The sequence below is a fragment of the Pseudonocardia sp. 2-7 genome (assembly GCF_056341085.1).
Window position 1 is genome coordinate 1,252,287 of sequence record NZ_CP094507.1, and the last position, 20,480, is coordinate 1,272,766.

The window sequence follows — 20,480 nt, forward strand, 5'->3', positions numbered from 1 at the left end:
CAATATTGATGCAGTCAATGTTGATATGGTCCACGTCGTGGAGTACCTGACCGTCGCCGAGACCGCGGAACGCCTCGGGGTGAAGCGGGAGACCGTGTACGCCTACGCCAGCCGCGGGCTGCTGACCAGCGTGCGCGGCGCGCAGCGGCGGGGCAGCCTGTTCGCCCAGGACGAGGTGGAGGCCCTCGCCGCGCGCGGCCGCGAGTCGGGCGAGCCGTCCGGGACGGTCGAGCGCATCAGGACGCGGATCACACTCGTCGCCGACGGCGGGCCGTGGTTCCGCGGGCTGGCGGTGCCCGCGCTCGCGGGGTCGGAGGATCTCGAGCACGTCGCGGCGCTGCTGTGGGAGGTCCCCGGCCGGGTGCCGTTCGACGCCGACCCGGACCTGCTCGCCCCGGCGCGTGCCGTGCTCGCCGCCGCCCCCGCCGGGGCCCGGGCGACCGACCGGTTCCGGCTCGCCGTCGCCGCGGTGGCCGCGGCCGACCCGCTGCGCGCCGACGCGCGGCCGGGAGCGGTGGTGGCGACGGCGTCGTCGCTGCTGGGGACGGTCGTGACCGCGCTCGCCGGGGACCCGGGAGCCGCGGGCGGGCCGGGTGTCGCGGGGGCTGGCCTGGCGGAGCGGCTGCTTCCGGCTCTGGTCCGTGACCCGGACCGGGCACCCGCGCCGGCAACGGCCGGACACGTCCGCGCCGCGCTGGTCCTGCTCGCCGACCACGGCCTGGCGTCGTCGACGGTCGCGGCCCGGGTCGCCGCGAGCACCCTGGCCGACGTGCACGCCGTCGTCTCGGCCGGGCTCGGCGCCCTCGACGGGCCCCGGCACGGACTGGTCAGCGGGCTCGCGCACCGCTTCCTCGCCGACGCCCTGCACGACCCGCCCGGCGCGCTCGCCCAGCGGCTGCGGGCCGGCGAGCGGGTCCCGGGCTTCGGCCACTCGGTCTACCGGGGCACCGACCCGCGGGCCACGGTGCTGCTCGACCGGCTGCGCGCCGACCCGGCCGCGGACGACGTCGTGGCCTGCGTCGACGCCGTCGTCGCGGGGATGGACCGCGGCGGCGACGGCCCCGCCGCGAACGTCGACCTCGCGCTCGCCGCGCTGATGCACGCCCACGACCTGCGCCCGGACGCCGGCGAGCTGCTGTTCGCCTGCGCCCGGACGGTCGGCTGGGTGGCGCACGCCCTGGAGGAGTACGCCGAACCCGGTCTGCGGTTCCGGCCGACCGGCGTCTACACCGGGCCGCGGCCCGGGTCGACCAGCGAGGCGAGCACCACGACGTTGTCGGTGTAGCTGCGCACACCCCGGTCGAACGTCCCGCCGCAGGTGATCATCCGCAGGCCCGCGCCGGGCAGGTCGCCGTAGACCGCCGCGGTGGGGAAGCGGTCCTTGGCGTAGCGACGCACCGCCTGGACCTCGAACGTCGCGGTGACCCCGTCGGCACGGTCGACGGTCACCAGGTCACCCGGGGCGAGCTCGTGCAGCCGGAAGAACGGGCCCGGCTCGTGGTCCCAGTCGACGTGCGCCGCCAGTACCGCGGGCCCGCGGGCCCCCGGCGTGGGGGCGCCGGTGTACCAGCCGGTGTCGGCGCCGTCGGGCGGCACCTCGAGGGCTCCGCGACCGGTCAGGCCGAGCGGGACGAGCCCGCTGTCGAGCCCGATCGAGGGCGCCCGCACCCGCACCGGCTCCGACGGCGGCAGCGGGGCCGCCGCCGGACGGAGCGTGGTGGTGGGCAGCGGCGGCACCGCCCCGCCGACCGCCACCGGCGGCGCCCCGAGCGGGACGGCCAGCGCCAGCACGACGAGCACCCCCCACCACACCCGTCGCACGGCACGGGGCCCGAGCGGCCCCCGCGGACCTCGGACGCGCGCGGGGTCGGAGGACGCGTCCCCGATCGGGAGCGCGTTCTCCGGAGCGCCGCGCGTGCGGTGTCCCCACGGGGCCGCGGGAGCGGGTGCGGGGGCGGGGGTCACGAGTGGCGGGTGGTCAGGGGGAGCGCGGCGCGGCCGGTGCGACGCCCGCTCCACACGACGACGCCCGCCCCGGTGGCGAGGACCGCGCCCGTCCCGACCAGCAGGAACACCGTGGGGTCGACCCCGGCGCCGCCGGAGCCGTCACCGGCCTCGACGCCACCACCCGGGACCGCGCGGACCTGCCCGGTACCGGCGGCCGCGACGAGGTCCGAGCCCTCGCAGGCCCGGCCGTCGTTGTCGCGGTCCAGGTTGTTCGGGTCCGACGGGTCGGCGGCGAGCACGGCCTGGGCCCGGGCCCGGGAGAGATCGACGCAGTCCAGGTCGCTGCCGCGCCCGGCGGCGGGGGCCCCGGCCGCGGGAGTCGTCGCCTCCGGGGCCGCGGCGGTCTCCGCGGGCGCGGTCCCCTCGGGACCGGTCGCGTCCGGGGCGGTGGCCTCGGGGTCCTCGTCGGCCGGCGTCGCGTCGTCCGCGGGCTCCTCGGCGGGCGGCTCCTCGGTGTCCTCCTGGGCCGGGGCCGTCACGACCGGGCCCACGGTGGCGACGGCGGCCGGTGCCGTGACGGCGCCCGCCACCGGGGTGACGGCCGGTTCCGCGGCCGACGCCGCTCCCGCCAGCGGGACCCCGGCGAGCGCGGCGAGGGTGAGGGCCGCGGCGACGGCGCCGGTGCGGCGGACGAGCGAACGTGCGGTCATGATCCACTCCCTGTGACGAACGTGATCCTGGTGACCGGTGGGGCGAACGGGACGCCCTGTCCGATGGCGGAGAGTGAAGCGACACCCCGTCGACAGGGCCAGGGAAGTCGCCCGTACGGGGATCACCGGGGCGGGTGGCGTCGCCCGGAGTGACCGGCGCCTCGGCGTGCCGGGGCGCGCGGGGCCCGGCGCGACGTCCAGGATGGCGACCGTGACGACCACCCCCGAACCGCCCCGGCGTCGCCGCCGGTCCCTCGACGACGGTGTCTCCGACGCGTTCGTCGAGCTCTGGTCCCAGCGCCGCCCGTGCGTCCTGGTGACCCCGCGCCGCGACGGCACCCCGCACGCGGTACCGGTGGGGGTGACCGTCGACGTGGCCGGGCGCACCGCCCGGGTGATCTGCAGCGGCGGGTCGCAGAAGGCGCGCAACGTCGCCGCGGCCGGGCCGGACGGGGCGCGGGTCAGCGTCACCGTCGTCGACGGGCGCACCTGGTCCACGCTGGAGGGCCGCGCCGTCGTGCGGGACGAGCCCGACGTCGTCGCCGACGCCGAGCGCCGCTACGCCGCCGAGTACAAGCAGCCCCGGGAGAACCCTGCACGGGTGGTGCTGCAGATCGCCGTCGACCGGGTCCTCGGCAACGCCTGAGGGGATACTCGACGGTGTGGACCTGCCGGAGACGACCTTCCTCGGCCACAGCACCCTGCGGCTGCGGATCGGCGGGCGCACCGTCCTGACCGACCCGGTGCTGGGGCGGTCGGTCGGACCGCTGCGCCGCGCCGCGCCGGCCGTCGACCCGACGGGGCCCGCCGGGGCCGACCTGGTCCTGATCTCCCACCTGCACGCCGACCACCTGCACCTCGCCTCGTTGCGCCGGCTGCCCCGCGCGGTGGAGGTCGTGGTCCCCGCGGGCGCCGGCGACTGGCTCCGCCGTCGTGGTGTCGCCCGGGTTTCCGAGCTCGCCGTGGGGCAGACCCGTGTCTTCGACGGGCTGCGCGTCACCGGCACCCCGGCCGACCACTCCGGGCACCGGTGGGGACCCCGGTTCACCCACGGCCCGCAGGCCGACGCGATGGGGCACCTGCTGGAGGGCGACGGGCTGCGCGTCTACGTCGCCGGTGACACCGGCCTGTTCCCCGGGCTCGACGACGTCGCCGCCCAGGGCCCGATCGACCTCGCCGCGCTGCCGGTGTGGGGGTGGGGCCCGAACCTCGGCCCCGGCCACCTCGACCCGGCCGGTGCCGCCGAGGCCGTCCGTCGGCTCGCACCGGCGGTCGCGCTGCCGGTGCACTGGGGGACCCTCGCCGTGGCCGGGCTGTGCTCGGTCCCGGGACGGACCGGGTCCCGGATGCGGGAGCTGCTCGTGCGCCCGCCGCACGACTTCGCCGACGCCGTCGCCGCGGCCGGGCTGCCCACCCGCACCCTCGTGCTCCCGCCCGGCGCCGCCGTCGGAACGCCGGCGTGAGCGCGCCGCACCTGCTGGCCGCGTCCGCCCAGGAGTGGCTGGACGCCGAACTCAGCCCGGACGCCGGGCGGATCGCCTACCTCGTCGTCGCCGGGGGAGTGCTGCTCGGGTCGGTGGTGCCGGTCGTGCCGACCGGTGCGATCGTCGGCGCCGCCGCCGCGACGGCGATGACCAGCTCCGCCCTGTCGCTGCCGGTGGTGCTGCTGCTGTCCTTCGCCGCGGCCCTGCTCGGTGACGTCATCACCTTCGCCGTCGCCCGCCTGGCCGGTGACCCGGTCCGCGCCGCCGTCGCCGGCGGGCGGCTCGGCGGTGAGCGCACCGCGGCCCGGATCGAACGGATGCGCGGCGCGTTCGCCGAGCGCGGCTGGCTGGTCGTGCTGGTCGGACGGGTCGCCCCTGCGGGGCGGGTGCCGACCCTGATCGCCGCCGCGGTCTCCGGGATGGCCTGGGCGAAGCTGGTGCCCGCGGTCGCGGCCGGGGCGGTGCTGTGGACGCTGCTCTACGGCGTGCTCGGGGTGCTGACCGGCAACCTCACCGACTCCCCGCTGGTGGCCGCGCTGCTCGCGGTCGGGCTGGTGGCCGTCGTCGCGGCGGTCACCGCGCTGGCCGGGCGGGTGCGGCTACGGGCCCGGCACCCCACCGGCTGAGTACCGGCAGCCCCGCCGTCCCGGCACGCCCGTCCACCGTGCACACGGAACCGGCCGGGCGCGACGGGAGGGGGGTGTCGCGCCCGGCCGGAGCGGGTGCCCGGGGCGTGGCGTCGCCCCGGGGGATCAGGTCAGTTGCCGCCCCCGAAGGGGTTGATGCCGAACGGCAGCTCGCCGGTGGAGCCGCCCTCGGGCACGGTGCGCGCCCCGTTCTGGGCGGTCGCGGCGGCGGTGTCGCGCACGCTGCCGAGCGTCACCGGCACCTCGCGGGCACCGGACCCGCTGCCGACGGTCAGCGTGACCTGCTGGCCGGGGGTGAAGTTGCCGACCCGGGCGATCAGGTCCGCGAAGCTCGACACCGGGTACTCGTTGACCTTGGTGACGACGTCGCCCGCCGTGATGCCCGCGGCGGCCGCCGGCGAGTTCGGCTCCACCGTCGTGATCTGGGCGCCCGCGGTCCCGCTCGGGGCGCTGCCGGAGGCCGACACCGAACCCTGCACACCGAGCTGCGGCTTGGTCGCGACGCCGGAGTCCATCAGCTCCTGGGCGACCCGCTTGGCGGTGTCGACCGGGATCGCGAAGCCCAGCCCGATCGAGCCGGAGCTCTGCCCGGCGGTGGCGATCGCGGAGTTGATGCCGACGACCTGCCCGGCCAGGTTGACCAGCGGGCCGCCGGAGTTGCCCTGGTTGATGGGGGCGTCGGTCTGCAGGCCGTTGTAGACGACCGGGGCCTGGCCGTCGCCGCCCGCGGTGACGGTCCGGTTCAGCGCCGAGACGATGCCCGCGGTGACGGTGCCGGACAGGCCCTGCGGCGAGCCGTTCGCGACGACCTGCTCGCCGACCTGCACGCTCGAGGACTCCCCGAGGGTGGCGGGCTTGAGGTCCGTGGCGCCCTGCAGCTTGATGACGGCGAGGTCGTAGCTGGGGGAGGTGCCGACGACGGTCGCGGTGTACTGCCTCCCGTCGGCGGTGGACACGGTGATCCGGCCGCCGTCGGTGGCGTTGGCGACCACGTGGTTGTTGGTGAGGATCTGGCCGTCGGAGGTCAGGATGACCCCGGAGCCCTCGGCGACGCTCTGCGCGGTGCGGACCTGGATGTCCACCGTGCTCGGGGTGATCGCGGCCGCGGCACCGGCGATCGAGCCGTCGGCGGGGGTGGCCGGGGTGCCGGGGGCGGCGGCGCTGGTCAGCGTGGCCGGGGTGGAGGAACCGTCGAGCACCAGGTAGGCGCCGCCGACACCGGCCGCACCGCCGACGAGGGCGGCCGTCAGCGCGACGGCGGCCAGGCCCGCCCCGAACCGGCGCGGCGGCCTCGGTGCCGGACCCTGCTGCGGGAACGGCGGGTACACCGAGGTGGGCGGGCTCCCCGCGCCGTAGGCCGGGATCGTGGGGTTGCTCGTCGTCGCCCACGGCGGGGGCGTCTGGGTCCCGTGGCCGCCGCCCGGGTCGCCCCCCTGGCTGCCGCCCTGCTGCCGGTGGTCGGTGTCGGTCACGGTGGTCGCCTCCTGTGCGTGGGTGCCGTCGTCGCCGGCCGGGTGGGCGGGGACCGCCCCCTCGTGACGCCGTGCGGGCCGGACGGGGTCGGTGGCGCCGCCTCCGGTGGAGGTCCGTCCGTCGGACGACTCGCCCGTTCCCGGCCCGTTCTCGGTCATGGGGCAACTGTGCGCCGTGACCCTGAGACGACCCTGTGACCGCGCTGGGAATCGCTCGGGCATCGGGTGAGAGTGCCCGGCACGCGGGTCCTCACCGGCGGTCCGGGCAGGTCAGGAGATCGCGCCGACCACCGTGAGCACCAGTCCCAGCACCGCGAGGGCGGCCCCGCCGCGGGCCCACAGCCGCTGCGCGCGCCGGTCGGAGGCGGTCAGCTCGGCCTCGGTGCGGGTGGACAGCACGAAGGTCCCGCCGGCGTCCTGCGGCGGCCGGATCACCAGTGGCCCGTCGCGGTCGTCGACCTCGCCGAGGACGTACATCGCGACGCCGGGGCGCAGCACCCACTCCTGGTTGCGGTAGCCGACGGTCCGGTCCCCGCCCCGGCCCCGGTCGTCGGCCGGGTCGAACCGGTCCAGCACCCGTTCCACCGGGTCCGGGTGCCGCCCGCCCGGGTCGACGCCGATGGTGTGCCCGTCGCGCAGCAGCGCCCAGCCGTGCGGGGACGTCCGTTCGGACACGGTCTCGGTGTGGGTCTGCGTCCGGGTGCGGCCCTCGTCGTCGCGCTCACGGCGCTCGAACCGGCGCTCGACCCGCTGCATGTGCCACACGCAGTCGACGCCCGCGAGGTCCGAGCGCAGCACCCCGACCGGGGCGGGCGCGGTCTGCCCGACGACCTCGCAGACCTTCCGGAACGTGCCCGGCCGCCCGGCGAGCTCCGCCGCGACGCCCGCGAGGTCGAGCAGCTCGGGCACCGACAGTGTCTCGGCCGCCATCATCGCGTGCACCCGGCGCTGGGTACGGACCGCGACCCAGATGCAGGCGGCCCCGGCCAGCAGCGCGATGATCCCCACCCACAGCACGGGCGGAACCTAGCAGGTCAGGCGACCAGCTCCACGATCGTGGCGTTGGCGGTGCCGCCGCCCTCGCACATGGTCTGCAGCCCGTAGCGGATCCCGCGGTCGCGCATGTGGTGCACCAGGCGGGTGAGCAGCACGGTGCCCGAGGCCCCCAGCGGGTGCCCGACGGCGATCGCCCCGCCGAGCGGGTTCAGCACGGCGTCGTCGGCGCCCAGCTCGGCCTGCCAGGCCAGCGGGACCGGCGCGAACGCCTCGTTCACCTCGAACGCGCCGATGTCGCCGATCGAGAGCCCGGAGCGCTTCAGCACCTTCTGCGTCGCCGGGACGGGCCCGGTCAGCATCCGCAGCGGGTCCGCGCCGGACACGGCCCCGGAGTGGTAGCGCACGATCGGGGTCAGGCCGAGCTCGCGGGCCCGCTCCGGCGTGGTCACGAGCACCGCCGACGCGCCGTCGGAGATCTGCGAGCTGTTCCCGGCGTGGATCACCCCGTCCGCGGAGAACGACGGCTTCAGCGCGGCCAGGGTGTCGGCGGTGGTGCCACGGCGCAGGCCCTCGTCGGCGGTGAACCCGGGCGCTCCGGGCACGTCGACGAGCTGGTCGTCGAACACGCCGGCGTCGATCGCGGCGGCGGCGAGCTCGTGGCTGCGTGCCGCGTACTCGTCGAGCCGGGTCCGCGACAGTCCCCAGTCCCGGGCGATCCGCTCGGCGCCGACGCCCTGGTTGAAGTCCCCGTTCGGGAACTCCCCGGACTCCAGGTCGGCGCGGTAGCGCTCGCGCACCAGCGGCCCGTAGGGACGTCCCAGGTCGCGGCCCGCGCCCAGCGGCACCCGGGTCATCGACTCCACCCCACCGGCGACGACGACGTCGTACTGCCCGGCCAGCACCATCCCGGCCGCGAAGTCGAACGAGGACTGGCTCGACCCGCACGCGCGGTTCACCGTCACCCCGGGCACCGTCTCCGGCCAGCCCGCGGCGAGCAGCGCGTAGCGGCCGATCTGCGCGGCCTGGTCGCCGACCTGGTTCACACAGCCCCACACGACGTCGTCGACGACGGCGGGGTCGATCCCGGTCCGCTCGGCCAGGGCGCTCAGCACGGCGGCGGACAGGTCGACCGGGTGGACCTCGGCCAGGGACCCCTTCCGCTTCCCGATCGGTGTGCGGACGGCGGCACAGACGACGGCCTCGGGCATGGGGGTCCTCCTCGGTCACCGGTGACACGACTCGTTCGCGACGCTAAGCCATCGGAGGGGGTCGGCGCTGAGAGGGCGATCACAGCGTCGTATGTGCATCAGGTGTCGAGGCGCCCTGGATCGATGAGGTACCGTCTCCGGCGTACGCGAAGGGGAGTAGCTCCCAACGCTGCGCTCGACATACTGGTCCGCCTCGTACTCCGACGGCCGACCCGGGTGCAGCGGCCTGACCACGACCAGGCGAGCGAGACCTTCGATCCGGATATACCGGGTCGAGGGCACCCCAACCTCGGTCCGGTCGAGATCGAGGGATGGACATGGACGGATTCCTGATCGCGTTCGCGATCAGCTTCGGCGTCATCTTCGTGGCCGAGCTGGGCGACAAGTCGCAGCTCATGGCCCTCACGTTCGCGACGCGCTTCAACGCGGTCCCGGTCCTGATCGGGATCACGATCGCCACCTCGGTGACCCACCTCGTGTCGGTCGCCGTCGGCTACGGCCTGGGCGCGTCGATCCCGACCGGCTGGATCGCGCTGGTCGCGGCGGTCGCGTTCCTGGCGTTCGGTGCCTGGACACTGCGCGGTGACAGCCTCTCCGAGGACGAGGAGGCGAAGGCCAAGCGGGCCGGCGGGTCCGCCGTCGTCGCCGCGTCGGTCGCGTTCTTCCTCGCCGAGCTCGGTGACAAGACGATGCTCGCGACGATCACCCTGGCCGCCCAGCACGGGACCCTCGCCGGGTCGATCGGCATCTGGGCCGGGTCCACGGTCGGCATGGTCGCCGCGGACGGGCTGGCCATCGTCGTCGGGCGTCAGCTCGGCAAGCGGCTCCCGGAGCGGGCCATCTCGATCGGCGCCGCGGTGATGTTCTTCGTCTTCGGCGCCTGGCTGCTCTACGAGGCCGTCCCGCAGGTGTGGGGCGAGGACGCCTGGGGCCGCGTGGTCGACGTCGCCGGGCACCACGGGCTCGGCTGGGCCGCGCTGGTGCTGGGGACCCTCGCCGTCGGTGCCGGGCTGTGGTTCCGCGGTCGTGCGCACCGCGCCCGCGGGGAGCGCAGGCTCGACGTCGCCCGGACCCCGGGCAGCCCGGCCTGGTGGGCCCGCACGCTGTTCGTGCTGGCCGCGGTGCTCGGGTTCGGTGCGCCGCTGCTGGTCGCCCTCGACGTGCTGCAGCCGATCTCGGTGCTGGCCCGGCCGGCGGTCGCCGTCGTCGGGGCGGGGCTGCTGCTGCTCGGTTTCGCCGTCGTCGCGGTCGCGATGCTGCAGCTCGGCACGGTGTGGCGCCGCTCGGCCACCGAGGCCGGAGCGGCCGCGGCCGGTGACCCGGACGCCGCACGACGCCCGGTGCTCGCCACCGGCGGGATCTACCGCCGCGTCCGCAACCCCGCCCTGACGGGCCTGATCGTCGGGTGCGCCGGGATGCTGTTCATGGCCCCGACCCTGCTCGGCGTGCTCGCCGGGGTGCTGATCCTGGTCGCGGTGCAGATCCAGGCCCGTGCGGTCTACGAGCCCGGCCTGGGCAGCGCACTGGGCGCCGAGTACGACGAGTACCGCGCCCGGACCGGCCGGTTCCTCCCGCGGGTCCGCGCCGACCGCACCCCCGCGGGTGAGGGCGACCGCACGACCGTCGGCTGAGCGGCCCGCCGCGACGCCACTGCGGCGACGACACCGCCCGCCCCGGCGCGACCGGGGCGGGCGGTGTCGTCCGGGGGGACCGGGGTCCGCAGGCGGGTCAGGAGTACCAGGTCGGCTCGGGCAGCTCGTCGCGCAGCACCCACGCCCCGACCTCGCGCCGCTTGTAGGCGACCGGGTCGTGGAGGGTGTGCGTGCGGACGTTGCGCCAGAACCGGTCGAAGCCCAGCTCCGTGGTCGTCGCGCGGGCCCCGAGGCCCTCGAAGATCCCCGAGGTGATCTCCAGCGCGACGTCGGTGGCACGCGCCTTCACCGCGGCGACCCGCACCTCGTGCCGGCCGCGCTGCTCGGCGGTGACGCCGTCGGCGTCACGGTGGATCGCCTGCTGCTCCTGCGCGACGGCGTCGGCCAGCGCCTCCACCGCCCACAGCTTCGCGTGCAGGTCGCCGTAGAGGTCGAGCTGGTAGGGCTCGTCGACGGCACGCTCGTGGCCGCCGTGGAGCCACGGCCGGGTCCGCTCGCGGGTGAAGCGCGCCGCGGTCTCGAGCGCCCCGCGGGCGATCCCGAGGTAGAACTCCACGAAGACGAGCTGGATGATCGGCACGTTGAGCGTGTTGTAGACCCGCGGCGTGAACACCCTGTCGGTGAACCCGGCGGCCGCCGCCCACGGCACCCGGACGTCGGTGATCGTGACGCTGCCGGACTCGGTGAGGCGCTGGCCGATGTTGTCCCAGTCGTCGCCGAAGACGATGCCCTCCTGGTGGCTCGGCACGATGGCGAAGACGTGGGTGTCGGTCCCCTCGATCACCCCCTCCAGCACGGTGACGTCGGAGACCCTGCTGCCGGTGGAGAAGGACTTGCGGCCGGAGTAGACGAGCTCGTCGCCCTCGTCGCGGATGGTCAGCTCGGCGTCGCGCGGGTTGACCGCGCCCCCGAAGAACCAGCGGTTGCGGGTGGCGTCGGCCTCGACCGCCGCGATCTGCTCGGGCGTCCCGACCAGCCGGGCGGCCCAGAACCAGAGCAGGTGGTAGCCGAGCAGCTGGCCGATGGAGCCGTCGCCCGCCGCGACCTCGCGGATCACCCGGTAGGCCAGCGGCCACTCCTGTCCGCCGCCCCCGTGCTCGACCGGCCCCAGGATGGTGACCAGGCCGGAGTCCTTGAGCAGGGCGACCTCGTCGTGCGGGGTGGCGCCCGCCCGGTCGCGGGCCGCGGCGTCACGCTCCAGGACACGGCGGACGTCGCGGGCCCGGGCCAGCCAGTCCGGGGCGTCGGTGGGCGTGGTGGACCAGTCGAGCGACTCGACGGTGGTGGGCTCGGAACGGTTCTCGGTCGTGGTCACGGTGTGTCTCCTCGTCGTCGGAGAAAGGTGTCCGGGCGCGGCGGCGCACGATGCGGCGGATACGCGCGGGAATGCGCACCGGATCGGCGGAGGAACGGTGGGCCCGGACGGGAGGGAACTGTCGGGGCGGTCACCGGCGACCGGGGTCGCCGGCCGCGGCGCAGGTCAGGGAGCCTGCTCCGCGGGGATGCCGGTCAGCGACAGAGCGACGAGGTCACACGCGAGAGGTCGACGTGGCGTCGACGGGTGAGCTCGGTGAACAGCACGGCCCCAGTGTTCGGGGAGATCACGGTGGAAGTCAACGAGACGTTCCCGGGAATGGGACGCGGCGCGGGATGTCCGGTCAGGACGGGCCCCGGGAACGCGGACGGGCCCGGCGACGACGGTCGCCGGGCCCGTGCGGACGGTGTCGCTCAGACGGTGGTGAGCTGCGGCTCGCGGGCGGCCAGCTCGGCCTCCTTCTCGCGGATGATCGGCAGCACCTTCGCGCCGAAGTACTCGACCTCCTCCTGGAAGTGCAGGAAGCCGAGCAGCAGCAGGTTCGCGCCGCGCCGCTTGTACTCGATCGCGCGGTCGGCGATCTGCTCCGGGGTGCCGATCAGCTGGGTCTTGAAGCCGTCGTTGTACTGGACGAGGTCCTCGAACGACGAGTCCGCCCACATGCCGCGCTTGTCGCCGGTGGAGTTGCCGGCCTGCTGGACGGCGTCGCGGAAGCCCTCGACGGCGGGCCGGTTGGCCTTCTCGATGATCTCGCGCAGGGTGTCCCGGGCCTCCTTCTCGCCGTCCCGGGCGATCATGAAGCCGTTGAGGCCGAACCGGACGGGCTGCAGGCGTTCGGCGGTCTTCGCGTGGCCGAGGACCTCCTCGACCTGCTCGGAGAAGCCGTCGTAGTCCTTGCCGTTGGAGAAGTACCAGTCCGACACGGTGCCGCCGTTGTAGCGGGCCGCGGTGGAGTTGCCGCCCTGGAAGATCTCCGGGTGCGGACGGCCGGGGACCTCGACCGGGCGGGGCTTGAGGTCGAAGTCGCGGATCCGGTAGAAGTCGCCGGCGAACTCGGCGCCGCCGTCGGAGGTCCAGATCTCGCGCAGTACCCGGATGAACTCGTTGCTGCGGCGGTAGCGCTCGTCGTGCTCGAGCCACGGCTGGCCCATCGCGGTGAACTCGGCCTTCAGCCAGCCGGAGACGACGTTGACCGCGAGCCGGCCGTTCGTCAGGTGGTCGGCGGTGGCGACCCACTTGGCCAGCACCGAGGGCTCCCACAGGCCGGGGTGGACGGCGGCGATCACCTTGAGCCGCTCGGTGGCCAGGCCCAGCGCGAGGGAGAATGCGGTGGCCTCGTGCTGGTGGTCGGCGCCGTAGCTGGCCATGTAGCGGATCTGGGACAGCGCGTACTCGAAGCCGTTGTTCTCGGCGGTCTGCGCCAGCTTCCTGTTGTACTCGAAGCCCCAGTCGGTGCGCTGTTCGATGGTGCTGGTGACCAGCCCGCCGGAGACGTTCGGGACCCAGTACGCGAACTTCAGCGGCTCCTGGATCCGGGTGTTGGGCGTGGTGGCGAGAGCATCGGACACGGGAGACTCCTCGGGGGTGTGCCGGGCACGGCAGACAGGCACACGACGGCGCCGGAAAGAGAAAAGAGGGAGGAAACGGATCTGCGGTGACGCGATCAGCGACAGGCCTGGCTCACGACGACGAGGTTGTCGACGTGACGGCGTCGGGTCAGCAGGAAGCCGGTCACGCTTCCACCGAACCCGCGGTGCGAATCGTTGTCAACCGGATGCCGGGGAGATCACCACGGGTCCTCACCGGTGGACCGGGTCGACGCCGAGCAGACCGTGCGCCAGCCCGCCGAGCAACCCCACGAGCCGGTGCTGGTCCAGGCCGCTGCGGAAGAACAGCGTCGACTGGATTGCGCCGACGCAGGCGTGCACCAGCACGCGCAGCTCGCCGTCGGACAGGTCCGGACGCAGCGGGGCGAGCACGTGCACCCAGTCCTCGACGTGGTGGCGCTGACGGCGCCGCAGGTCGCGGCGGGCCTCGGCGGGCAGGGTGTGGACCTCGCCGTAGTAGACGGCGAACTCGGTGCGGTTCTCGGTCACCAGCCGGATGTGGTCGGCCACCAGGACGGTCAGCGTCTCGCGCTCGGGTGTGCCCGCGGCCAGCGCCGCCGCCGCGGAGGCCTCCAGCCGGGCCATGCCGCGGTCGAGCAGGGCGAGCAGGACGGCCTCCTTGGAGGCGAAGTGCCGGTAGATCCCGGACCCGACGATGCCGGCCTCGGCGCCGATCTCGGCCATCCCGACGGTGTGGAAGCCGCGCCCGGCCGCAAGCCGGGCCGCCGCCTCGAGGATCCGCTCCCCGCGTTCCGGGTCGCGCCGCCGCGGGGGTCCCGCGGTTCCGGAGCTGGTTCGCGTCGGCATCTTTCCAGCATCGCATCCGCGCGGTACGGTCCGCCACAAGTGAACAACGGATCACTAGGGAGTCGGCGTGGACTTCACCGAGACCGACGAGGAACGCGATCTGCGGGCGGCCGTCGGCGCCATCGCGGCCTCCTACGGCAGCGAGTACTACCTGCGGTGCGCCCGGGAGGGCCGGCACACCCACGAGCTGTGGAAGGCGATGGGGCAGGCCGGGTTCCTGGGCGTCAACGTCGCCGAGGAGCACGGGGGCGGTGGCGGCGGGCTCGTGGAGCTGTCCATCGTCTGCGAGGAGGCCGCGGCGCAGGGCGCCCCGCTGCTGCTGGTGCTGGTGTCCGCCGCGATCTCGGCCGAGGTGATCGGGGAGTTCGGCTCCGAGGAGCTGCGCCGTCGCTGGCTGCCCGGGCTCGCCGACGGCTCGACCAAGGTCGTCTTCGCGATCACCGAGCCGGAGGCGGGGTCCAACACCCACCGGATGGCGACCCGCGCCGACCGTGACGGCGACGACTGGGTGCTCACCGGCACCAAGCACTACATCTCCGGCACCGACGACGCCGAGGCCGTGCTGGTCGTCGCGCGGACCGGGAGGGCGCCGGACGGGAAGGCGCGCCTGAGCCTGTTCGTCGTGCCGGTCGACTCGCCCGGGCTGACCCGCACCCCGCTGCCGGTGGACCTCATCGCCCCGGACAAGCAGCACGTCCTGCACTTCGACGACGTCCGCGTCCCGGCGGGCAACCTGGTCGGCGCCGAGGGCGACGGGTTCCGCCAGGTCTTCCGCGGGCTCAACCCCGAGCGGATCACCGGCGCCGCGCTCGGCGTCGGCATCGCCCGGTTCGCGCTGGCCAAGGCGGCCGACTACGCCCGCACCCGGCAGGTCTGGGACACCCCGATCGGTGCCCACCAGGGCGTCTCGCACCCGCTGGCGCGGGCCCGGATCGAGACCGAGCTCGCGGCGCTGATGACCCGCAAGGCCGCGTGGCTGCACGACCGCGGGATGCCCGCGGGCGAGGAGTCCAACATGGCCAAGTACGCGGCGGCGGAGGCGGCGACGCACGCCGTCGAGGCGGCCATGCAGACCCACGGCGGCAACGGTCTGGCCGGCGAATACGGGCTGATCCCGTACTGGGGGATGGCCCGGCTCATGCAGGTCGCGCCGGTCAACCGCGAGATGATCCTCAACCACGTCGCCCAGCACGGGCTCGGGCTGCCGAGGTCGTACTGATGGGTGCCGGCGAGCTCGGCCGGAACCTGATCGGGCGGGTCAACGTCGCCGACGCGCTCGGCCGCAGCGCCGCCGCCCGGCCGGGGCGGACCGCCGTCGTCGACGGGGAGCGGTCCTGGACCTACGCCGAGCTGGACGCCTGGGTGGACCGGCTGGCCCGCGGGCTCGCCGCGCGCGGCTGGACCCGCGGCGACGCGCTCGCGCTGGCCTCGGGCAACAGCGCCGAGTTCCTCGCCGTCTACTACGCCTGCGCCCGCCTCGGCCTGGTCTGCGTGCCGGTGAACCTGGGCTGGCGCCCGGACGAGGTCGCCTACGTCCTGGGCCACTCCCGGGCCCGCGGGATCGTCGTCGAGGCGCAGCTGGTCGCGGCGCTCGCGCCGGCCTGGGAGCAGGTGCCCGCGCTGACCGAGGTGTTCGTCGCGCCCGGCACCGGCGGGCCGGCCGGGGCCGGGGTCCCGCTGGCCGACGTCGAGGCCGGGGGAGGTGACGGCGCCGGGCCGGTCGAGGTGCTGGTCGAGGACCGGGACCCGCTGTCCTACCTGTACACCTCGGGGACGACGTCGTTCCCCAAGGGCGTCGTCACCTCGCACCTGGCGGTCACCCTGGAGTCGTTCTCCGCGGCGCTGGACTCGGGCTGGTCGGCGGCGGACAGCTTCCTGGCGATGATGCCGATGTTCCACACCGCGCAGCTCAACGCGTTCTGCACCCCGGCGGTGCTGGTCGGGGCGACGATCCACCTCTCCCGGGGGTTCGAGCCCGCCGCGTTCCTCGACACGGTCGAGCGCGAGCGGATCACCCAGGTGTTCGGACTGCCGATGATGTACCGGGCGGCGCTGGAGCACCCGTCGTTCGCCGGGCGGGACCTGTCGTCGCTGCGGCGCGCGGTGTACGCGATGGCGCCGATGCCCGAGCCGCTGATCCGGGCCTGCCTGGACGGCTTCGGCTGCGACTTCGCGCTGCTGTTCGGGCAGACCGAGATGAGCCCGTGCACCACCCTGTTCCGTCCCGAGCACCAGCTGACCCACATCGGTGCGGTCGGCACCCCGATCACCGGGGTCCGGGTCGCGGTCATGGACTCCGGCGGGACCCTGCTCGGCCCGGGGGAGGAGGGCGAGATCGTCTACCGCGGCCCGTCCACCATGAACGGCTACCTCGACGACCGCGCCGCGACCGACGAGGCGTTCCGGCACGGCTGGTTCCACTCCGGCGACGTCGGCCGGCTCGGCGAGGACGGCGTGCTGTGGTTCGCCGACCGGGTCAAGGACGTGATCAAGACGGGAGGCGAGAACGTGGCCTCGCTGGAGGTCGAGCGCGCCGTCTACGCGGCCGCACCGGACGTCGCGGAGGTGGTCGTGGTCGGGCTGCCGCACGAGCGGTGGAGCGAGGCGATCACCGCGGTGGTCGTGCCCCGGCCCGGTGCGACGGTCGACCCGGAGGCGCTGCTGGCCGCGCTGCGCGCGCACCTCGACCCCTACAAGGTCCCGAAGGCGGTGATCGTCGCCGACGAGCTGCCGCGCACCTCGACCGGGAAGATCCGCAAGAACGTCGTCCGCGAGACCCACGCCGGCCACTACGGGCCGCCCTAGCCGACGTGCACCACGGGAGGCCGGGCCACGTCGGGCTCGGCCTCCCGCAGGATCTCCCGGGTGATCGGGGCGACCTCGCCGACGCCGGTGACCTCGCACCGGGCGTGGCGCGGGTGCTCCGGTTTGGGCCGGGCGTGCGGGCCCTGCCGGTGGGGACGGTGCGCGTCCTGCAGGAGCCAGGAGCCCACCCGGTTGCGGACCCGCCGCGGGGCCTCGGTGACCGCCACCGGCCCAGGATTGCGCTACGACACCGTCGGCGCCGCTCCTGCGGGCGGATCGTCCGGATCCGGTGGGGTGACGGTGGCCGCGTCGGTGCAGGCGAGCAGCGCACCGGCGAGCGGGCCGCGCCCGGCGACGAGCTCGACGACCCGCGCGTCGTAGCCGCGGACCTCGAGGAACCGGGCGGCGTCGCGCTGCGGGTCCCCGGTCCGGCGGGTGACCGGCGAGTGCCCGATGGGGTGCAGCACCGCGGCCGTCATCAGCAGGTCCCGGTCGTGCCCGTTGTCCTCGGCGGCGGCGCGGGCCGCGATCGCCGCCCGCTGGGCGCGCTCCCACAGCTCCGGGCGCTGGTGGGCCAGCAGCGTCTCGGCGAGCGCGCGGGCGGCGTCGAACCCCATGACCCGATCCTGCCCCACCCGCCGTGGGGTGATCCGCTGCGCGCGCGGTGATCCGTGCCGCGCGTGCGTCCGGACGCGCGCGGCGCACGGATCACCGCGCGGACGACGACGCCCCGCGGCCGGTGCGGCCGCGGGGCGTGTCGGGGCACCGACCGGGTCAGACCGTCTCGGACTCCCGGTCGCCCCGCTGGGCGCGGACCGCGCGGAGCACGACCGGGGCGACCAGCAGGATCGCGATCAGCGAGTACACGACGATCGCGAGCGGGGTGGAGACCAGCGTGGTGACGTCGCCGTCGGCGATCTGCAGGGCGCGGCGCAGCTGCAGCTCCGCGTCCGGGCCGAGGATGACGCCGATGATCGCCGGCAGCACCGGCAGCCCGAACCGGCGCATCAGGAACCCGATGCCGCCGATCGCGAGCAGCACCAGCAGGTCGACCGGCTGGCCGGACACCGCGTAGGCGCCGACACAGGCGAAGAACAGGATGCCCGCGTAGAGGTACGGCCGCGGGATCCGCAGCAGCGTCGCCCAGGCCGGGGCCAGCGGAAGGTTCAGCACCAGCAGCATGACCAGGCCGATGAACAGGCTCGCGATGAGCGTCCAGACCAGGTCAGGCTCCTTCTGGAACAGCAGCGGGCCGGGCTGGATGCCGAACTGCTGGAACGCGGCGAGCATGACGGCGGCGATCGCCGTCGTCGGCAGGCCGAGGGTCAGCATCGTCGCCAGCGTCCCCGCCGACGACGCGCTGGCCGCGGACTCCGGCCCGGCGACGCCCTCGATGGCGCCCTTCCCGAACTGCTCCGGGTGCTTCGAGAGCTTCCGCTCGGTCACGTACGCCATGAAGGTCGACATCTCGGCGCCGCCGGCCGGGATCGAACCGAAGCCGAAGCCGATGAACGGGCCGCGCAGCCACGGCTTCCAGGTCCGCCGCAGGTCCTCGCGGCCCAGCCACGGGCGCCCGACCGGGATGACCTCCTGCTTGCGTCGTCGCAGGTGGGCGGCCACCCACAGCGCCTCGCCGATCGCGAACAGCCCGACCGCGACGATGATGACGTCGATGCCGTCGGCCAGCTGCGGCACCCCGAAGGTGAGCCGCGGCTGCCCGGAGATCGGGTCGAGCCCGACCAGGCCGATCGTGAGGCCCAGGGCGAGCGCGGCGAACCCGCGGACCCGCGAGGCGCCCAGCACGCCGCTGACGGCGACGAAGGCCAGGACCATGATCGCGAAGTAGTCCGGGGCGCCGATGTCGACGGCCACCGAGGCGATCAGCGGGGCGACCAGGACCAGCCCGGTCACGCCGACGATGCCGCCGATGAAGTGCCCGATCGCGGCGGTGGCGAGCGCCTGGGCGCCGCGCCCGGACTTCGCCATCGGGTTGCCCTCGATGGCCGCCATCACCGAGGCGGACTCGCCGGGGGTGTTCAGCAGGATCGACGTCGTCGACCCGCCGAACATCGCCCCGAAGTAGATGCCGGCGAACATGATGAACGCACCGGTCGGGTCGAACGCGTAGGTCACCGGCAGCAGCAGTGCCACCGCCATCGCCGGGCCGATGCCCGGCAGCACGCCGATCGCGGTACCGAGCAGCACCCCGAACGCGGCGAACAGCAGGTTCTGCGGGGTCAGCGCGTGTGCGAACCCGTGCATGAGCAGGTCGAACGTGCCCATCAGCCGAACACCCCCATCAGCGGGCCGCCCGGGAGGTCGACGCCGAGCACGGCGTCGAACAGCACCCAGGTCAGCAGCGAGACCGCGGCGGCGATGCCGAGGTCGCGGAGCACCGCGCGCGAGCCGAGCGCGTAGGTGGCGCCGGCGAACAGGACGGTCCCGGCGATCGGCCAGCCGGCGAGCGGGATGAGCGCCGCCGTCGCGACGATCACCCCGGCCAGCATCCCGACCGTGCGCAGGTCCACGGCGGTGTCGAGGTCGACGTCCTCGCCGCCCTCGGCCTCGCCGCGGCCGCCGCGCAGGACGTCGACGGTCAGCAGCGCCGCCAGCACCAGCAGCGCCGCGCCGAGCACGAACGCGACGGTGCGCGGTCCGAGCGGGTCGGACGCGCTGCCGCCGCCGCCCTCGGCGAGGGTGTCGCCGAGCACCAGCAGGCCGGTGAGGGCCAGCAGCACCGACACACCCAGCTCCGAGTGCTCCTTCCACCAGGAGCGAGCGGTCCCGGTGTCCCCGATGGTCGTCACGTCAGCCCCAGCCCGGTCAGTACCCGCTCGACGCGGGCGTCCTCGTCGGCCAGGAACCGGCCGAACTCCGGCCCCGGCAGGTACGCGTCCTGCCAGCCGTTGCGGGCCAGCACCTCGCGCCACTCCGGCGTCGTGTGCAGCTCGGCGTAGGCGCTCTCCAGCTCGGCGACGCCCTCGGGGTCCAGCCCCGGCGGCGCGACGACACCGCGCCAGTTGGTGAACTCGACGTCGACGCCGGACTCGCGCAGCGTCGGCGCGTCGAGGCCGGGGATCCGCTCGCCCGCGGTCACCGCGAGCACCCGCAGGTCGCCCGAGGCGATCTGGTCGGCGAACTCGCCGAGCCCGGACACCCCGAACGCGACCTTGCCGCCGAGGACGGCGGCGAGCAGCTCGCCGCCGCCGTCGTAGGAGACGTAGTTGACCGCGCGCGGGTCCACGCCGGCGCCCTCGGCCATCAGCATCGGGGCCAGGTGGTCCGGGCCGCCGGGGGAGGAGCCGCCGCCGACCGGGGTCTTCCCGGGGGCCGCCCGCCAGGCGGCCAGCAGGTCGCCCACGTTCCGGTAGGGCGAGTCACCGGGGACGACGACGATCTCGGTCTCCTCGGTGAGCCGCGCGATCGGTGTGGTCTGCTCGAGCGTGGCCGGCGAGTCGTTGGAGTACACGCTCCCGACCACGCCCAGGCCCATGCTCATCACGAGCCGGTCGTCGCCGGCCTCGTTGACGGTCCGGCCGAGCCCGACCGTGCCGCCCGCACCGGGCAGGTTGAAGACCTCGACCGACCCGGTCAGCCCGGCGTCCTCCATGGCCTTGGCCGCGCTGCGGGCGGTGACGTCGTAGCCGCCGCCGGGGGCGTTCGGGACCAGCATCCGCAGCCCGCGGAGCTGGGTGCCGTCGCCGCCGCCGCCGATCGCGCCCACCGCGGGCGGGACGAGGAGCAGGGCGGCCAGCACGGCCACCACCGTGCCGAGGAGAGGTCCGACCCGGGGCCGCGGCCCGGGCGACGTGGGGTCGTCCGGCGGGGGC

At 75.1% G+C, this 20,480-nt stretch carries 21 protein-coding genes; 7 read left to right on the plus strand and 14 right to left on the minus strand.

Annotated elements, in window-relative coordinates; genetic code table 11:
- Window positions 1–37: 37 nt before the first annotated feature.
- Entirely contained in the window at window positions 38–1,285 is a 1,248-nt protein-coding gene (locus tag MTO91_RS06355; RefSeq protein WP_476654028.1) for a citrate synthase, read from the plus strand.
- Here MTO91_RS06355 and MTO91_RS06360 read toward each other — a convergent pair.
- Both MTO91_RS06360 and MTO91_RS06365 read right to left on the minus strand, forming a co-directional pair.
- On the minus strand, window positions 1,225–1,800 hold the full coding sequence (locus MTO91_RS06360; protein WP_476654029.1) for a class F sortase: 576 nt from the start codon (window positions 1,798–1,800) through the stop codon (window positions 1,225–1,227). The two genes, MTO91_RS06355 and MTO91_RS06360, sit on opposite strands and share 61 nt — an antisense overlap.
- A gap of 161 nt (window positions 1,801–1,961) precedes the next feature.
- Window positions 1,962–2,657, minus strand: coding sequence for a hypothetical protein (locus tag MTO91_RS06365; protein WP_476654030.1), 696 nt, complete (start codon window positions 2,655–2,657; stop codon window positions 1,962–1,964).
- Between the two features lie 211 nt (window positions 2,658–2,868).
- On the opposite strand from MTO91_RS06365, the gene MTO91_RS06370 reads away from it, so the two are divergent.
- The 3 genes from MTO91_RS06370 to MTO91_RS06380 are packed head-to-tail and all read left to right on the plus strand — an operon-like array spanning window position 2,869 to window position 4,767.
- Complete coding sequence (locus MTO91_RS06370; protein WP_251785433.1) at window positions 2,869–3,303, plus strand: TIGR03618 family F420-dependent PPOX class oxidoreductase; 435 nt, start codon at window positions 2,869–2,871, stop codon at window positions 3,301–3,303.
- A gap of 16 nt (window positions 3,304–3,319) precedes the next feature.
- A complete protein-coding gene (locus MTO91_RS06375) occupies window positions 3,320–4,120 on the plus strand; it encodes an MBL fold metallo-hydrolase (protein WP_476654031.1) in 801 nt (266 codons plus the stop codon).
- Window positions 4,117–4,767, plus strand: a complete 651-nt coding sequence (locus MTO91_RS06380) for a DedA family protein (protein ID WP_476654032.1) — start codon at window positions 4,117–4,119, stop codon at window positions 4,765–4,767. Before MTO91_RS06375 ends, MTO91_RS06380 begins: the two co-directional genes overlap by 4 nt.
- A 131-nt stretch (window positions 4,768–4,898) precedes the next feature.
- Here MTO91_RS06380 and MTO91_RS06385 read toward each other — a convergent pair whose 3' ends face one another.
- The 3 genes from MTO91_RS06385 to MTO91_RS06395 all read right to left on the minus strand — a co-directional run bounded on the left by MTO91_RS06385 (window position 4,899) and on the right by MTO91_RS06395 (window position 8,464).
- Window positions 4,899–6,419: a S1C family serine protease gene (locus tag MTO91_RS06385; RefSeq protein ID WP_476654033.1), complete on the minus strand. Its 1,521-nt coding sequence runs from the start codon at window positions 6,417–6,419 to the stop codon at window positions 4,899–4,901.
- A gap of 111 nt (window positions 6,420–6,530) precedes the next feature.
- A complete protein-coding gene (locus MTO91_RS06390) occupies window positions 6,531–7,277 on the minus strand; it encodes an E3 ubiquitin ligase family protein (RefSeq protein ID WP_308818316.1) in 747 nt (248 codons plus the stop codon).
- Between the two features lie 17 nt (window positions 7,278–7,294).
- Window positions 7,295–8,464 (minus strand): thiolase family protein, encoded by a 1,170-nt coding sequence (locus MTO91_RS06395; protein ID WP_062400800.1) that lies wholly within the window; start codon window positions 8,462–8,464, stop codon window positions 7,295–7,297.
- A gap of 317 nt (window positions 8,465–8,781) precedes the next feature.
- On the opposite strand from MTO91_RS06395, the gene MTO91_RS06400 reads away from it, so the two are divergent.
- Entirely contained in the window at window positions 8,782–10,095 is a 1,314-nt protein-coding gene (locus MTO91_RS06400; protein ID WP_476654034.1) for a TMEM165/GDT1 family protein, read from the plus strand.
- Between the two features lie 97 nt (window positions 10,096–10,192).
- Here MTO91_RS06400 and MTO91_RS06405 read toward each other — a convergent pair whose 3' ends face one another.
- From MTO91_RS06405 to MTO91_RS06420, 4 genes are all read right to left on the minus strand, one after another.
- The gene (locus MTO91_RS06405; RefSeq protein ID WP_476654035.1) at window positions 10,193–11,431 is read right to left on the minus strand and encodes an acyl-CoA dehydrogenase family protein; all 1,239 of its coding nucleotides are present in this window, start codon (window positions 11,429–11,431) and stop codon (window positions 10,193–10,195) included.
- Window positions 11,432–11,625: 194 nt separating this feature from the next.
- Window positions 11,626–11,721, minus strand: coding sequence for a putative leader peptide (locus MTO91_RS06410; RefSeq protein ID WP_357546205.1), 96 nt, complete (start codon window positions 11,719–11,721; stop codon window positions 11,626–11,628).
- A 123-nt stretch (window positions 11,722–11,844) separates the two neighbouring features.
- Window positions 11,845–12,963 carry a dimethylsulfone monooxygenase SfnG gene (gene sfnG / locus MTO91_RS06415; protein ID WP_476654818.1) on the minus strand — a complete coding sequence of 373 codons (1,119 nt, stop codon included), beginning with the start codon at window positions 12,961–12,963 and terminating at the stop codon, window positions 11,845–11,847.
- Between the two features lie 267 nt (window positions 12,964–13,230).
- Entirely contained in the window at window positions 13,231–13,845 is a 615-nt protein-coding gene (locus MTO91_RS06420; protein WP_062400803.1) for a TetR/AcrR family transcriptional regulator, read from the minus strand.
- A gap of 67 nt (window positions 13,846–13,912) precedes the next feature.
- Here MTO91_RS06420 and MTO91_RS06425 point away from each other — a divergent pair, with 67 nt between their 5' ends.
- Window positions 13,913–15,064, plus strand: coding sequence for an acyl-CoA dehydrogenase family protein (locus MTO91_RS06425; RefSeq protein WP_062400804.1), 1,152 nt, complete (start codon window positions 13,913–13,915; stop codon window positions 15,062–15,064).
- On the plus strand, window positions 15,064–16,650 hold the full coding sequence (locus MTO91_RS06430; protein ID WP_476654036.1) for an AMP-binding protein: 1,587 nt from the start codon (window positions 15,064–15,066) through the stop codon (window positions 16,648–16,650). Before MTO91_RS06425 ends, MTO91_RS06430 begins: the two co-directional genes overlap by 1 nt.
- Here MTO91_RS06430 and MTO91_RS06435 read toward each other — a convergent pair.
- The 5 genes from MTO91_RS06435 to MTO91_RS06455 form a co-directional block, all read right to left on the minus strand.
- Window positions 16,647–16,877: a hypothetical protein gene (locus MTO91_RS06435; RefSeq protein ID WP_405418879.1), complete on the minus strand. Its 231-nt coding sequence runs from the start codon at window positions 16,875–16,877 to the stop codon at window positions 16,647–16,649. The two genes, MTO91_RS06430 and MTO91_RS06435, sit on opposite strands and share 4 nt — an antisense overlap.
- Before the next feature lie 15 nt (window positions 16,878–16,892).
- Window positions 16,893–17,267: an HD domain-containing protein gene (locus tag MTO91_RS06440; RefSeq protein ID WP_405418878.1), complete on the minus strand. Its 375-nt coding sequence runs from the start codon at window positions 17,265–17,267 to the stop codon at window positions 16,893–16,895.
- A gap of 157 nt (window positions 17,268–17,424) precedes the next feature.
- The gene (locus MTO91_RS06445) at window positions 17,425–18,933 is read right to left on the minus strand and encodes a tripartite tricarboxylate transporter permease (RefSeq protein ID WP_476654037.1); all 1,509 of its coding nucleotides are present in this window, start codon (window positions 18,931–18,933) and stop codon (window positions 17,425–17,427) included.
- Window positions 18,933–19,457: a tripartite tricarboxylate transporter TctB family protein gene (locus MTO91_RS06450; RefSeq protein WP_251785397.1), complete on the minus strand. Its 525-nt coding sequence runs from the start codon at window positions 19,455–19,457 to the stop codon at window positions 18,933–18,935. The genes MTO91_RS06445 and MTO91_RS06450 overlap by 1 nt, the downstream gene beginning before the upstream one ends.
- Window positions 19,454–20,416, minus strand: a complete 963-nt coding sequence (locus MTO91_RS06455) for a Bug family tripartite tricarboxylate transporter substrate binding protein (RefSeq protein ID WP_476654038.1) — start codon at window positions 20,414–20,416, stop codon at window positions 19,454–19,456. The genes MTO91_RS06450 and MTO91_RS06455 overlap by 4 nt, the downstream gene beginning before the upstream one ends.
- Window positions 20,417–20,480: the final 64 nt, after the last annotated feature.